This is a genomic window from Pseudanabaena sp. CCNP1317 (assembly GCF_034931345.1).
Lineage (GTDB): Bacteria > Cyanobacteriota > Cyanobacteriia > Pseudanabaenales > Pseudanabaenaceae > Pseudanabaena > Pseudanabaena galeata.
Genome location: NZ_JAYGIF010000017.1, coordinates 1 through 14,184, shown reverse-complemented (window position 1 = coordinate 14,184; position 14,184 = coordinate 1). Strand labels below are relative to the sequence as shown.

The 14,184-nt window shown below is 41.3% G+C and carries 15 protein-coding genes; 9 read left to right on the top strand and 6 right to left on the bottom strand.

The genetic code is table 11. From position 1 onward, the window contains the following. Positions 1–220: 220 nt before the first annotated feature. From VB775_RS07750 to VB775_RS07730, 5 genes are all read right to left on the bottom strand, one after another. Entirely contained in the window at positions 221–433 is a 213-nt protein-coding gene (locus VB775_RS07750) for a FeoC-like transcriptional regulator (RefSeq protein WP_281008364.1), read from the bottom strand. A gap of 36 nt (positions 434–469) precedes the next feature. Then, positions 470–2,815, bottom strand: coding sequence for a Fe(2+) transporter permease subunit FeoB (feoB, locus tag VB775_RS07745; protein WP_281008363.1), 2,346 nt, complete (start codon positions 2,813–2,815; stop codon positions 470–472). A 2-nt stretch (positions 2,816–2,817) separates the two neighbouring features. Further along, positions 2,818–3,435, bottom strand: coding sequence for a FeoA family protein (locus VB775_RS07740; RefSeq protein WP_281008362.1), 618 nt, complete (start codon positions 3,433–3,435; stop codon positions 2,818–2,820). Between the two features lie 363 nt (positions 3,436–3,798). Next, complete coding sequence (locus VB775_RS07735; protein WP_281008361.1) at positions 3,799–4,383, bottom strand: SAM-dependent methyltransferase; 585 nt, start codon at positions 4,381–4,383, stop codon at positions 3,799–3,801. A gap of 12 nt (positions 4,384–4,395) precedes the next feature. Next, positions 4,396–4,908 (bottom strand): methyltransferase family protein, encoded by a 513-nt coding sequence (locus tag VB775_RS07730; RefSeq protein ID WP_281008360.1) that lies wholly within the window; start codon positions 4,906–4,908, stop codon positions 4,396–4,398. Positions 4,909–5,264: 356 nt separating this feature from the next. On the opposite strand from VB775_RS07730, the gene VB775_RS07725 reads away from it, so the two are divergent. The 6 genes from VB775_RS07725 to VB775_RS07700 are packed head-to-tail and all read left to right on the top strand — an operon-like array spanning position 5,265 to position 10,956. Further along, positions 5,265–5,660: a hypothetical protein gene (locus VB775_RS07725; protein WP_281008359.1), complete on the top strand. Its 396-nt coding sequence runs from the start codon at positions 5,265–5,267 to the stop codon at positions 5,658–5,660. Positions 5,661–5,702: 42 nt separating this feature from the next. Continuing rightward, positions 5,703–6,023: a DUF433 domain-containing protein gene (locus VB775_RS07720; RefSeq protein WP_281008358.1), complete on the top strand. Its 321-nt coding sequence runs from the start codon at positions 5,703–5,705 to the stop codon at positions 6,021–6,023. Continuing rightward, positions 6,007–6,225, top strand: a complete 219-nt coding sequence (locus tag VB775_RS07715) for a hypothetical protein (RefSeq protein WP_281008357.1) — start codon at positions 6,007–6,009, stop codon at positions 6,223–6,225. The genes VB775_RS07720 and VB775_RS07715 overlap by 17 nt, the downstream gene beginning before the upstream one ends. Before the next feature lie 16 nt (positions 6,226–6,241). After that, positions 6,242–8,974, top strand: a complete 2,733-nt coding sequence (locus tag VB775_RS07710; RefSeq protein WP_323216721.1) for a COR domain-containing protein — start codon at positions 6,242–6,244, stop codon at positions 8,972–8,974. A 5-nt stretch (positions 8,975–8,979) separates the two neighbouring features. After that, the gene (locus VB775_RS07705; RefSeq protein WP_281008355.1) at positions 8,980–10,827 is read left to right on the top strand and encodes a COR domain-containing protein; all 1,848 of its coding nucleotides are present in this window, start codon (positions 8,980–8,982) and stop codon (positions 10,825–10,827) included. Between the two features lie 3 nt (positions 10,828–10,830). After that, complete coding sequence (locus VB775_RS07700; protein ID WP_281008354.1) at positions 10,831–10,956, top strand: hypothetical protein; 126 nt, start codon at positions 10,831–10,833, stop codon at positions 10,954–10,956. 177 nt (positions 10,957–11,133) lie between these two features. Here VB775_RS07700 and VB775_RS07695 read toward each other — a convergent pair whose 3' ends face one another. Next, positions 11,134–11,262, bottom strand: coding sequence for a hypothetical protein (locus VB775_RS07695; RefSeq protein ID WP_281008353.1), 129 nt, complete (start codon positions 11,260–11,262; stop codon positions 11,134–11,136). 65 nt (positions 11,263–11,327) lie between these two features. Between VB775_RS07695 and VB775_RS07690 the strand changes: the two genes are divergently transcribed. The 3 genes from VB775_RS07690 to VB775_RS07680 all read left to right on the top strand — a co-directional run bounded on the left by VB775_RS07690 (position 11,328) and on the right by VB775_RS07680 (position 13,899). Next, entirely contained in the window at positions 11,328–12,170 is an 843-nt protein-coding gene (locus VB775_RS07690) for an IS5 family transposase (protein ID WP_281008352.1), read from the top strand. Positions 12,171–12,298: 128 nt separating this feature from the next. Next, positions 12,299–13,135: a universal stress protein gene (locus tag VB775_RS07685; protein WP_281008351.1), complete on the top strand. Its 837-nt coding sequence runs from the start codon at positions 12,299–12,301 to the stop codon at positions 13,133–13,135. 302 nt (positions 13,136–13,437) lie between these two features. Then, positions 13,438–13,899 carry a response regulator transcription factor gene (locus VB775_RS07680; RefSeq protein WP_281008350.1) on the top strand — a complete coding sequence of 154 codons (462 nt, stop codon included), beginning with the start codon at positions 13,438–13,440 and terminating at the stop codon, positions 13,897–13,899. Positions 13,900–14,184: the final 285 nt, after the last annotated feature.

Below are 14,184 nucleotides of genomic sequence, written 5' to 3'. Positions count from 1 at the left end.
AAACCCAAAAGATGAGTGGCGGCGCTTCGCGCCGCCACTCATCTTTTGGGTTTTGATTTGTCCAATCTATCTCTTGCGTTGCTATAATTCGTAATTTATAAGTAGCTCACCAAACCCAAACCAAGAAAAAATGTAAAAGCGTTGCTTTGCAACGCTTTTACATTTTTTCTTGGTTTGGGTTTGAGCTATAAATGCTTTAGTATTAAAAGACTAGCCGACTCTATACCCATTCGTATAGCTCTAGGCTTTCGGGTTTGCAACTATGGCAACCACCACAATTTTTACCGTCCAATTTCTGAATGCGACCTTTGCGAATTAGTTGGGCTAACATTCCGCGCAGTGCATCAGGCTCACATTGGAAGTGGTTGGCGATTTCTTCTAGGGAAGTTGGCGATCGCACGCGAAAATACTCTTGAAGTTTTTGCAGAATCATAATTTTAAAAATAGGTTGATAGAGATAGATGATCGTTTAATTAAGCTGGGTTGCCTGTTGACTTTTGGCTTGAATACGACGATGGGCGCTAAATCTTCTTAGTCCCACTAATGTGCCTAGCATAAATAGAGATAAGCCTGTTAACCAAGCGATCGCCGTAGCAGGATGTTGATTCATTGTCATCAATTGGTAATAGAAGACCGCCACCCAATAGCCGAGTCCCGTTGTCCAACAGACGACAAAAATTGTCCAGCCGAGGTTTGTTTCGCGATAAATCGCGGCGGTTGCGGAAACGCAGGGAAAGTAAAGCAACACAAATAGGAGATAGGCGATCGCTGCCGCAGGACTACCAAAGCGGGAAGCCATCTGCCCAAAGGTGGTGGAATTTACTTCCTGTTCCGCAGCAGCAGTTTCGAGATTGTCTGTACTTCCCAAAATGCTTAATCCCAAGGGATCAACAGCTTGATCTGCTAATTTGACAAGGTTTTCAGGAATACTATTCACCGCTTTCCCCATACCCGCCCAAAAATCAAATTCTGCGGGTGGTTTATCCGCAGCACCAGCCGACTGTTCGCCTAAAGCCGTGTAAAGGGAATCCATGGTTCCCACCATCACCTCCTTGGCAAATATACCTGTAAATAGCCCAACCGTGGCGGGCCAGTTGTCCTGCTCGATACCCATGGGACTGAATACGGGCGTAATGGCACGGCTAAAGTGACTGAGGATTGAATCTTGACTATCTTTTTTACCAAAGGAACCATCGATACCAACGGAGTTAATTAATCCGAGAATAATCACTACGATCACAATCATTTTCCCTGCTTTGGTGATAAAGGCTCTGAGCCTTTCCCAAGCCCGAATCGTAATACCTCTGAGGGTGGGGATATGGTACGGGGGCAGTTCCATCACAAAAGGAGCCGCTTCGCCGCGAAATAGAGTTCTCTTCATCACTAGTCCCGTGAAGATGGCGGCGAGAATACCGACAATGTAAAGTAGAAAGACAATATTTTGTCCATTGGTGGGAAAAAAGGCGGCACAGAAGAGGGCATAGACTGGCAAACGCGCCCCACAGGACATAAAGGGATTCATGAGAATGGTCATCAGGCGATCGCGGCGATTTTCTAAAGTGCGCGTTGCCATAATGCCTGGGATATTGCAACCAAAGCCCACCATCATCGGCACAAAGGATTTACCAGGCAGTCCCACAAACCGCATCAGCCGATCCATCACAAAGGCGGCGCGAGCGAGATAACCTGAGTCTTCGAGAATGGCAAGAAATAGAAATAGAAAACCAATTTGGGGAATAAATGTGGAAGTGGTCTGAATGCCACCGCCGACCCCGTTAGCCAATAGCCCAATCAACCAACCAGAAGCATTGATTTTGGTTAACAGATGTTCGGTTCCATCGACAAAGATCGTGCCTACGCTAATGTCAAAGAAATCAATAAAAGCGCCGCCGATGTTAATCGACACCATAAACATCAGATACATTACCGCTAAAAAAATGGGAATGCCCAACCAACGATTGAGGACTATGCGATCGAGGCGATCGGAAATCGTTTTCTGCAAGAGGTCATTCCGTTCCACTGCGCCCTGCATGATCTGCCGAATCCATGTATAGCGGCTGTCGGCAATCAATAGATCGATATCTTCACCCAAGTCTTCCTGAATATGCTGACGATGTTCGCCAATTTTTTGTAATAGTTCCTGTCCTAAGCTCGCTAAATGGCGATCGTCGTACTGCAAGAGATTGAGTCCAAACCAACGCACATTGGCAGGATTTGCCAACGCCTGATTTTCTAATAATGGCGTTAAATCCCCTAAAGCCTGCTCAATTTCAGGGGGATAGATCACATAGTTATGGGGAATCTCTGGATTGCTTAAGGCAAGATCCACCGCCTCTTGCAATTGAGCAATGCCCTTCCCTGCATATGCACAGAGGGAGATCACGGGACATCCTAGCCTTTGCGATAACTGCTCCACATCAATGCGAATATTACGCTTCTCCGCTAAGTCAATCATATTTAAAGCAATCAACATCGGCACGCCCATTTCCAAAATCTGCGTAGAGAGGTACAGATTCCGTTCCAGATTTGAGGCATCGACAATATTAACGATCGCATTTGCCTCCCCAGATAGCAAATAATCTCTAGCCACCAGTTCATCTAGTCCCGTGGTGGTGTCTTCAGCATCCACAGAATACACCCCTGGCAAATCCACGACCGTAATTTGTTGTCCCTGCGATCGATATTCGCCTTCCTTGCGCTCGACCGTGACCCCAGCCCAGTTGCCAACGTGCTGATTGCTCCCTGTTAAGGCGTTAAATAATGTGGTTTTGCCACAGTTGGGATTACCGACTAATCCGATGATGGGTTGGCTCATGGCTATGCTCCTTGGATTAGTTCGACCAATAGCGCATCAGCTTCAGCTTTGCGTAAACTCAGACGAAAACCTCGCACTTCAATTTCGGTGGGATCGCCCAATGGCGCATGACGCTTTACTACCAATTCTGTAGCAGGCGTTAATCCCATCGCGAGTAATTTGCGTTTGTAATCACGGGCTGTCGGTTCGTAACCCACGACCTTTAAATGTGAGCCGATCGCTACATCTTGGAGTTTGGTAGTAGGAGTTTTCGAGTTGTTTGGCATTGTCTTCTTCACGTTAAAAATATGCTGATTTGCGTCTGAATCTTCGGATACGACCTGAATACATTGAGCCATGTCCATTCCCAATCCCAATCGATGATCTTGGAGTGCCACAATTACTGAACCCGTCGCCGCGCTACTAACCACCTCCAATACCACCCCAGGCATAAATCCCATACCCATGAGCCGACCATTGGATTCATCACAATTTAGGGAGACAATCCGCACGCGATCGCCTACCTTGATTTCAGATAAGGCAAGAGTCTTCGCCTTTGGCGATCGCTCCAGTAAGTTATCTATTGTTGCCAAGCCATAGTTTCCTGAATTATGGTCAACACTTGTAATTTTGTTGTTCATCAAGGTTATACTCGTATATAATCTTATTAAGATTAATTAGCAGTAAGAAAATAAGTTAGTACTAATTAATTCATCATTATTTATATTGGTCAAAGTCTTAATAGAATTATTAAGCAGCTCACTAACTATAGTTAAAAACTAAAATCAGAAGCTATCCCGCACGCATAGTGGGCGAGTCAGTTTTCTAGATTTTAATTTACTTATACCTAGCTACTTAAGTAAATCTAGATCAGTTAAATTATCGTAGCATAACCGCAAATTTACTGCGAGTATATTGCAATAATGATTAACGAGAATGAGATAAAAATGACTGCAGCGCTCGCCTTTAGGAAATGGATTGTTAATGCGATCGCCTTCTACAGCTTATTTTCTGCCTAGAATTTGGATGACTGCGGCTTTGCCATTGTGATATTGACCTTCATTTAAGTCCCTTTCTAGCGATCGCGCAATTTCCCAATTTAGACCAGTTAGTTCCTGCTGTAATGTGGATAGATTGGGAAGCATCTCTATATTCTTGGGGCCGCCCGTACTGTACTGCAATTGTTCGGGAGCAAAGGCTTCGAGAATAAAAACTCCATTGGGTTTTAATCCTTGCACAGCTTGGCGATGCACCTTAAGTCGCAACTCTGGCGGCAGGTGACAAAAGATGGAAACAACTCCATCCCATGCTTGAGAATCAATTATAAAGTCAGTAAGATCGGCATGGATTGTGGTGATTCTTACCTGCTTTTCTTGTGCCAATTTCTGCGCCTTCTCAAGCCCCACAATTGATTGATCTACCGCAAAAACTTCATAGCCCAAAGATGCTAAGTAAGTGCCATTACGCCCTTCGCCATCGGCTAGACAGAGAACCTTTCCTTGGGGGATTTGAGAAGCAATGGCAACCAAAAAATCATTGGGTTCTCTACCATAAACATATTCCAAACCGCTAAAACGTTCATCCCACATAATTTCTCAACCTTAATAAATCCAAGGAATCAACTTTTTAACCTGCGATCGATATTGATCGTAGTCAGCAAATTTAGTACTCAACCATGATTCCTCTTTTCGCGCCTTGATGTCAAAAAATAGTAACAGAACTATTGCGCCGATCGCATGGCTGAGACTTATTTTCCAACAACTATAGGCGATCGCTAGAAAAATCACACCGCTATAAATGGGATGTCTGACCAACGCATACACGCCACCAGTTACCAATTCGCCGTCATCCTTGGGGTGAGGCAATGGTGTCAGATTCGTTCCTAATTTAATGCTGCCCGAGAGTAATAACAGCAAGGCAACCAGTCCAAAAATTCCTGTGATTCCCCAATCTGCATATTTCCAGATCGGTGACAAATTATCTAAAGCGATCGCAGGATAAACGGGTAGCAGCATAAATCCAACGAAAAGAATCACTTGAGCGAATACCCAATACTCGCCTTTCTCTCCACGCCACCATTGTGCTGAAAATCCCCATTCTTTAAATTGGTTCATATTTTTAGATCGTTTTTCTAGCAATACTGTGGATGTTTTTAGAAATTTGTGTTTTGTTGCTTTGTACTAATCTGTTATTGTACTTGACAAAATTATGAGGGGTCGAAACCCATGACCATGGTTTTTGACTAAAAGATTGCAGATTTGGCGGCGGAAATAGATGTTCAGTTATTGGAGTTGCGATCGACTAATATTACAAATTTCTCCAAAAAGCCCAGATCCCCGACTTTTTTGATGAATTTGCAAATCCCTTTTGCTTGAGTAGAAAAAGTCGGGGATCTCAATCTCCCACCACTAGCCCATTTTTACCTTTTACCTTTTACCTTTTACCTTTTACCTTTTTCCTTGTTAAGAGTATGAGCATCAAAAGTTTGCTGTCTGCATTACATGATTTATCACTTGAGGAAAAGCTACAAGCGATGCAATTTCTTTGTGAAGATGTTGAACGGGCTTTGGTAAATGGAAGCGATTTATCGAGTGCCAATATAGTCTTGACGAAGGTGCATGATAGTTTAAGAGTGAGTCTGAGGCTATATCAACAAAGAAGTGATGAAGTTAAAATCTCTGAGGCTAGATTGGCTACAGGTGGGCATGGGTTGTCTTTGCGAGAGTTGGTGAAGCTGCCTTTGACTGAGCGCCATCGTTTGTTATCGCCTTTTGTGGCTGAGATGGCTGAAGATTTTGCTAACGATCCTGAGTTGACAGAGTTTGCGGTGTTGGATGGCGAGGATTGTCAAAATCAAGAGAAATAATGTTATTTTTAAGCCAGCATACTTGTTGAGGGTGCGTTAAATATGACGGCAGTAATTAATAACCATATTGAGATTACTCAAGGTGTTTGCGGTGGTAAACCTCGGATTGCTGGACATCGGATTAGGGTTGAGGACATTGCGATCTGGCATGAACGGATGGGTTTGTCTGCTGATGAAATAGTCTCTCAATATCCAACTATCACGTTGTCGGATGTTTATTCTGCGTTGGCTTATTATCACGATCATTTTCGAGAAATTAGACAACAGATTGCCGAAGATGAAGCTTTTGCCTTGGAAATGAAGGCTAAGCATCCCTCTCTTTTGCAACAAAAGCTGAAGGAGCGTTATGGTGGAATCAATTAGGTTTCATTTAGACGAGAATGCAAATAATGCGATCGCTGATGGATTGAGAAGGCGTGGTATCGATGTAACTATTGATGAGCTAAATGAATACCTAAAAGCCCAGATCCCCGACTTTTTTTGTAAATTTGCGAATCTCTTTTGCTTGAGTAGAAAAAGTCGGGGATCTCAATCTCCCACCACCAAACTAAATTTCACCTTTTAACCTTTTCCTTGAAATCATGTTGCCATCGGAATTAGAAGAAATTATTGAACAGGCTGCGCGGGAGGAGTGGGAAGAACTCAATCTGGCGGGAAAGGGGATTGAAGTATTGCCATCGACAATTGCTAAGTGCAAAAGTTTAAAGAGGTTGATTTTAATCAACAACCGTCTCAGCGAGATTCCCGACTCGATCACCCGACTCACCAATCTCCAATCCCTTGACCTAAGCAACAACCGTCTCTTCGAGATTCCCTACTCGATCACCCAACTCACCAATCTCCAATCCCTTAACCTAAGAAACACCTTTCTCAGCGAGATTCCCTACTCGATCACCCGACTCACCAATCTCCAATCCCTTAACCTAAGCTCCAACATTCTCAGAGAGATTCCCGTCTTGATCACAAGGTTAACCAATCTCCAATCCCTTGACCTAAGAAACACCCGTCTCAGAGAGATTCCCGCCTTGATCACAAGGTTAATCAATCTCCAATCCCTTGACCTTAGCTCCAACAGTCTCAGCGAGATTCCAGACTCGATCACAAGGTTAATCAATCTCCAATCCCTTTATCTTCACTCCAACAGCCTCAGCGAGATTCCAGACTCGATTACAAGGTTAACCAATCTCCAATCCCTTTACCTTAGCTCCAACAGTCTCAGAGAGATTCCAGACTCGATTACAAGGTTAACCAATCTCCAATCCCTTGACCTTCGCTCCAACAGTCTCAGCGTGATTCCAGACTCGATTACAAGGTTACCAAAACTGACTCACTTAGCTCTTGATGAAAATCCAATCATAAAACCACCATTAGAAGTAGTAAAAGAAGGTCTTGAAGCCATTCGTCAATACTTCAAACAAATAGAAGTCGAAGGCATAGACTATCTTTACGAAGCAAAACTCCTGATTGTCGGTGAGGGCGGCGCAGGCAAAACTACCCTTGCTAATAAAATCATCAATCCCAATTATCAACTCTGCGAAGAAGACAGCACCAAAGGCATCGAAGTCTTACATTGGTCATTTCTCCGCACCGATGGCAATCAATTCAATGTCAATATCTGGGACTTCGGCGGACAAGAAATCTATCACTCCACCCATCAATACTTTCTCACCAAGCGTTCTCTCTATCTCCTCGTTGCCGACACCCGCAAAGAAGACACTGACTTTTACTATTGGCTCAACGTCATCGAACTTCTCAGCGACAACAGCCCGATCCTAATTGTCAAAAACGAAAACCAAGACCGTCAGAGAGAAATAAACGTCAACCAATTGCGCGGCGAATTTGAGAACCTTAAAGATGTCTTTGCTACCAATCTCGCAAATAACCGCAATTTAGAAAAAATCCTCACCGCAGCCCAACATCAACTCAGCCAACTCCCCCACATCGGTCAAACCCTACCCAAAACATGGGTAAAAGTCCGCCATGCCCTAGAGAGCGATCAGCGCAACCACATCAGCCTCAATGAATATCTGCAAATCTGCAAGGACAAAGGCTTTAAAGAACGTAAAGACGCATTGCAACTGAGCGAATATCTCCATGACCTCGGCATCTGTCTGCACTTCCAAGACGATCAAATGTCTCCCCTCTATCAGATCGTGATCCTCAAACCCAAATGGGGAACCGATGCTGCCTATGCCGTTCTCGACAACCCCCAAGTAATCCGCAACTTTGGGCGTTTCAGCAACAAAGAACTTGCTCAAATCTGGAGTGCAGACGAATATTCAGGAATGCATAGCGGCTTATTGGAACTCATGAAAAAGTTTCAACTCTGCTATGAAATTCCTCAAGCTAAAAGGAACTACATCGCCCCCCAACTCCTCACCGAAAACCAACCCGAATATGCTTGGGATGAATCCGAAAACCTGATCCTCCGCTATACCTATGACTTTATGCCCAAAGGGCTTGTACGTCAGTTCATCGTTGCCATGCACGAAAGCATCAAATCCCAAATCGTCTGGCGTAGTGGCGTAATCATCAACTACAAAAATATCAGCAGCACCCTCGCTGAAGTCACCGAAAACTATGGCAAACGCGAAATCAAGATCCGTGTCTCTGGTAAAAACAAACGTGACCTGTTAACCGTAGTCACTCACGAACTCGACAAAATCCATACCTCCTACAAACGCCTCGCCAATAAATATCAAAAGCTCATCCCCTGCAACTGCCACACCTGCAAAGGCAGCCAAAGCCCTCATTTTTACGAATTCGCTAACCTCAAACGTCGCTACGAAAAGCGTGTATTTACAGTTCAATGCGAAATCAGCTATGAACCTGTCGATGTATTAGGCTTAATTGATGACATTGGAGCCAGAGCGCAACTTCAAGATTCAAGAACAAATCCCGATCTAGAATACTCAACGGAATATGCTCTAAAAGATGGCTTTAAAATCCCACCAATAATCATCAATAACAATTTCTCCCCAACTAATACTAACCATATGGAAACACCGCCACAAACACCAAACCAATCACCTAAAATTAAAAGTGCATGGGCAAATGGTTCATTTTATCTATTTCTCTTTGTTGTTGTCATCCTATCCATAGGCTATCTAGCAGGCAATCTCCCCATTCAAAACCTCATTGCCGTTATCATTGCAGGCATAATATTTATTCCCTTGATCGGTACATTGCAACTTCGCCAAGATGATCGCCTCTCCGAGAAAAACTTTATGGATTTAATCAAACTGGTTATTGCTCAACTTCCGATGGTTAAAACTATTTCTAGAAGATTGTTTCGTAACAGGGAGATTGATTAGTTGATATGAATTATTCTTTTAGAGCAAGAGTAAATGTTTTAGGAGCTATAAATGCAGGTAAAAGTGAGCTTATACGACAATTAGTAGGAGAGCAAAATTTTACTGTAACTCAAAAAAAAATAAATATTGTAAAATATCATTTAGAAACATCCCAGAAAAATATTAATGTCGAATTATGGGATTTCCAGAGTGACGTAATTAATAATGATGCATATAAAATTTTTTGTGCGTCAAGCTGCCTATATGTATTAGTTATAAATATTAGAGAGCATAATGAAGATTTAGATGATTGGTTATATTTAATTACAAAGTATAGCAGTAATCCATCTATTTTAATAGTTAGAAATATAACTCAAGTAAAACATGGAGCTTATCAAAAAACACCATTTAAAAATAACAAGTATAAGGTCGAGATTATTTCTGTTGATTTTCAGAATAGTTTGGATATAGATAATTTCAAGATAAAACTCCATACTTATCTTGAACAAAAATATTTTACTCTTTCAACGAATGAAGACAATATAATTGACTACTTTAAAAGTAGTTATGACAAGAATTATATTGACTGGGGCGATTTTAAAAGAATTTGCCAAGAAAATCATATTGAAGAGAAAGAACATAAGAACTTTCTTCAAAAGTTAATTCATTTAGGTGTCTGCATAAATTTTTCAAGCAGTTATCAGACAAGCCTAAGTAGAATAATATTTATCAACTATGAATGGCTTGTTTTTATGATTAATCAAATCTTTGACTCAAAATCAAATCATTCATTAAATAGCATATATTCTGAAGATAACTTTAGGAGGATATGGAATACTCAAGATGAAGATTTAGAATTATTATTAGAGCTACTGATACATTTTAATTTTTGCTTTGAATTCAAACAGTACAAAATGCACAATAAATCTTATATTATGCCTAGATTTTTGCCGTTTTTTAACCATTCTATTTATAGACAAACTAATCCTAATGAAGTATATTCACTTGTTTATTCTTATGATTTAGATGATATTACTAATACTCAACTTGATGATATTTTTATTGAACTAATAACGGAATTACATCGAAGAATTAGAGATTACAATGAGATTTATCGAGACAGATTTGTATTATATAATGAAGATAGCAATACTATTTCTGAACTGACTAAATTCAATAATCCAAATCAACATCTTATTTGTGCTTTAGTAATTGGCAATCAACTTTCTGAATTAAGCGTAGTTGAACATGAACTTGATGAAATTAATCAAGTATATGGTTTGTCTCCAAAGAAACAGGTTCCTTGTAAGTGCAAGGAATGTATTGATAAGGATATAAATGATAATCGTAGACATTTCTTTAATTTAGCCTCTCTTAGAAATCGTAGTTATGAAAAGCCTGTCGAATGTGAGATCAGTGATGAAAAAATACCTGTGAGTAGCTTGATTGTTGATGTTAGAATGAATAAAACTTATCCAGATCGACAACAAAGTAGCACAATGGATAATCCACCAAATAAGCCACAATTGGAAAAATCTCAAGAACAACATCAGCAGTTGAATAAAGGTCAAAAGCCTGAAAGCAGACATAATATTGAGGCAGTTTCCCCAATCCTATCGCAAATAATTAATACTATTAGGATAGTATCTGTCCTGTTAGTCATCGGTGGAATTGTTGCAATTATCTATGACTCAAAATCGCCTTCCGAAATATCGATGTTAGGACAGAAAATCTCCACAGGGCATGTTGGCGTAGCCTTTGTCTTTATTGGCATTATCGGTATGATTTTCTCCTTTAGAAAGCTATTGAACACTCTCTCTAATATTGCCAATCCCAACAGTAATCGCTCTAAGAAGAGAAAAAAGCGTAAGTAAATATTGATTGTTCAACAAAAAATCGTCAATGCCCTCAAAAAAGGTAGTGTTACCGCACTAGAAGAAGCGATCAATCATCCCGTCGCCAAAATTGTAATTGCTGCAACCAAAGGCTTTCTAGAAGGTTAGAGATTGAGATCCCCAATTTTTTTGTGATTTCTGATGTTACGCAGAACGCAGATGATGAATCTTTTGCTGCTAGCCAAGCAGGGCAACCACGGGGGGATTGCCCCTACCTGCAATCATTCATGTTCTGTAGGGGCTGCGCCCCCGTGCCAGCCCCAAGCCTCAGCTATTACAGTAATTCTAAAAGTTAGATATCTGGACATTTACAGGTTTGTTGGGCGATCGCCTCTCCGAGAAAACCTGTATGGAATTAATTAAACCTGTTATTACCCAACTTCCATTAATCGCTAATAGGAGTAGCCAACTCAAGGATGCTTATAGCTAGGTATAGAACCCATTTGGTATCTTAGGAAGAGAAGAAAAAGGAGTCAAATATGGGATATAGCAGCAACCTAAGCGATCAAGAGTGGGAGATTATCGAACCTCTGTTACCCAAAAAGAAGAAAACCAGACCACCAATATGGACAAAACGGCAAATATTAGATGGAGTATTTTACCAACTCAAGAATGGATGTAATTGGGCAGACTTACCCAAAGATTTACCCCCATACTCAACAGTGTATTGGCACTACAAGCAATGGCGAGAGTCAGGAGTACTGAGAGAAATCATGACTATATTACATGAACAGGTGAGAGAACAAGCCGAAAAAAAGCCTAAGTGGACAACCTTAATCATCGTCGATTCCCAAGCCACCAAAAACACCTGTAATGCCAGCGTTGAGTCCAAAGGTTTCTGCACCTACAAAGCCACGAACGGCATCAAGAAAAATCTCGGTGTGGATTCTCTTGGTTTGCCATTCTTTACCCTTTGTACGAAGGCAAGTCTTTCCGATGACAAGGCTTTGATTGAAATGTTTGCTCAAAATATCGACTACTTTAAATCTAAACCTGTGAATATTCCCAAAATAACAGTCATGGTTGATCATGGCTACCATCCTGATAAGTTAATCCCTGCCTTAGAGGAGATTTATCCGCAGATTATGACCAAGATTAGGTTTAAGGTCGCACCGAAAATGTCTAAGCAGGAAAAAGCCTCACTGGGCATATCTGGGTTTGTGGTCATTCCTATGCGTTGGATTGTGGAACGTTCCAATGCTTGGATGGAGCGTTGTAAAAGTCTGGTCAAAAACTTTGACAGAACTTTAGACAACGCTAATGCGAGAATTCATCTTTGCTTTATCAGGCTTATGCTTAAGCGCCTTGCTAAAACTTCCTAAGATACCAAATGGGTTCTATAGGCATGGAGGATGAAATATTTAATTTTTAAGAATCTCAACGTTTTGCAGCGATCGCCTTGTAATTAAGCTTTACTCAAGATATAGCAAATTTTTAAAGATCCAAGATTATGTTCCAACAAGTTTTATTAGCCGTCGATGGTTCAGGGCGATCGCGCGAAATGATGAACATGCTACTAGCCCTGCCTAGTATGCAAAATTTGCAAGTTAACGTACTGCATGTCATCCCCAATTCAACTAACTCCGAAGCGATTACTGAATATCGTCTTGCGGGTGAAAAGATTGTCGAAAGAGAAGTCAAAAATTTGCGCTTGTCTTCAGGTAATACCACCGTAGCAATGCTCAAAGAAGGTGAACCCAAAGATGTTGTCTGCAAAATTGCTGAAGATCTAAAGCCAGACCTAATGATCATGGGATCTCGTGGGATGGGACGCTTGCAAGCAATTTTGGCAAACTCGGTCAGTCAGTACGTTTTCCAATTATCAGACGCACCCATGTTGCTGATCAAGGATGACGTATACATCAAAACCATTCGTAGCGTCATGGTTTCTGTAGATGGCTCTGCCTCAGCAAATAATTGCCTAGATCTCGCCATTAAACTTGTTAGTGGCGCAAAGGATGTAGAGATTTTCTTAGCAAGGGTGGTCAAACGCAAGGAAGATGCCAATGCTAACACCGATCCTGTTTTAGTTGAAGCAAGCGCTAAACTGAAGCGGATGAATATTCCAACTCGCTCCTTCATCAGTTCTGGTGATGTGGGCAAAGAAATGTGTAAACTCGCCGATGATTCTAATGCTAGCCTGCTGATGATTGGTTCTCCCGATCGCCGCCCCTCGATCGCCCGTAGTTTGCCCGACCTTGATCGCTTGTTGGGTTCCTCAGTATCTGACTATGTACGTGTCAATGCCACAGTTCCAGTATTGCTAACACGCACCATTGAAAATTAAACTTCAGCGAAGCGATCAGAGTTTTCATTTTGTCTACGACAAAATGAAAACTCAAAAACTTTACTGGGATTAATTTTCAGTTTTTCAAATGAGTACATAGTCTGGAGTAATACCAAAGCACAAAATGGCATAGCCATTTTGTGCTTTTAAAACCCTTACAGGGTTTTATGTCCTAAGTAAATCTTTGATTGCTATAGTAAATAACTGTAGTTATCAAAGACAAAGAAAAATCTGAGGAAATATGGTGATCCCGAGCAGATCACTCTACGTTTATAGGCTCTATTAAAAACCTCAGTACAATAATGGCTCCATTTACATCCGAGAAGCTAAGACTTACAAGCCGACAGCATCGAATTTTACAATTAGTCAACCAAGGTAAGCCGTTAAATGAGTTGGCATACGAGCTTGGGACTAGTCGTGATGCCGCCGAGCTTTTGGAAGATATTGCCGTCAGGCTAAATCATCGCCTCAATTTAAACTACCAACCAGAAGAACAACCACCAGATAAACAGCAACCTAAACCGCTACAAAAGAGAGAAACTCACAATTCTATAGATAACGAACTCCTAACTCCTCGTCAATGTGAGATCTTGCGCTTAGTAGCGAATGGATTGACGACCAAAGAAATTGCAAAATCCTTATTTATAAGTGTCAAAACTGTTGAAACCCATCGTGGGCAGGTAATGCAGCGATTAAATATTCACGATTTGGCTGGATTAATTCGTTATGCCCTACGTGTGGGATTGATCAGTTTAGATGAGTAAGAGACTCGCAGCTAGGCATAAAGAACCAATTTTTTTGTGGCGCGGCGAAGCCGCGCCACAAAAAAATTGGTTCTTTATGCCTAGCTACTTATCAATATCAGGGTTATACCTGATATTGATAAAAAAGAAACTTCGATAATATATAAACACGAACATCTAATTGGGTGCGACCTCAATACAATACAATTATTAGACAGCAGCAGGAAACCCATACTGATTGAGATTGTCCCAGAATTGCTCCCAACGAGTAGAAGTTAAAACTAAAGCTCTTAAACTCAAAATTAT

Excerpts from the sequence above, each read along its gene's own strand:
- VB775_RS07715 (WP_281008357.1), top strand. The coding sequence starts at position 6,007 with ATGGTGGAATCAATTAGGTTTCATTTAGACGAGAATGCAAATAATGCG.
- VB775_RS07740 (WP_281008362.1), bottom strand. The coding sequence starts at position 3,435 with ATGAACAACAAAATTACAAGTGTTGACCATAATTCAGGAAACTATGGC.
- VB775_RS07705 (WP_281008355.1), top strand. The coding sequence starts at position 8,980 with ATGAATTATTCTTTTAGAGCAAGAGTAAATGTTTTAGGAGCTATAAAT.
- VB775_RS07710 (WP_323216721.1), top strand. The coding sequence starts at position 6,242 with ATGTTGCCATCGGAATTAGAAGAAATTATTGAACAGGCTGCGCGGGAG.
- feoB (WP_281008363.1), bottom strand. The coding sequence starts at position 2,815 with ATGAGCCAACCCATCATCGGATTAGTCGGTAATCCCAACTGTGGCAAA.
- VB775_RS07680 (WP_281008350.1), top strand. The coding sequence starts at position 13,438 with ATGGCTCCATTTACATCCGAGAAGCTAAGACTTACAAGCCGACAGCAT.
- VB775_RS07750 (WP_281008364.1), bottom strand. The coding sequence starts at position 433 with ATGATTCTGCAAAAACTTCAAGAGTATTTTCGCGTGCGATCGCCAACT.
- VB775_RS07720 (WP_281008358.1), top strand. The coding sequence starts at position 5,703 with ATGACGGCAGTAATTAATAACCATATTGAGATTACTCAAGGTGTTTGC.
- VB775_RS07690 (WP_281008352.1), top strand. The coding sequence starts at position 11,328 with ATGGGATATAGCAGCAACCTAAGCGATCAAGAGTGGGAGATTATCGAA.
- VB775_RS07730 (WP_281008360.1), bottom strand. The coding sequence starts at position 4,908 with ATGAACCAATTTAAAGAATGGGGATTTTCAGCACAATGGTGGCGTGGA.
- VB775_RS07685 (WP_281008351.1), top strand. The coding sequence starts at position 12,299 with ATGTTCCAACAAGTTTTATTAGCCGTCGATGGTTCAGGGCGATCGCGC.
- VB775_RS07735 (WP_281008361.1), bottom strand. The coding sequence starts at position 4,383 with ATGTGGGATGAACGTTTTAGCGGTTTGGAATATGTTTATGGTAGAGAA.
- VB775_RS07725 (WP_281008359.1), top strand. The coding sequence starts at position 5,265 with ATGAGCATCAAAAGTTTGCTGTCTGCATTACATGATTTATCACTTGAG.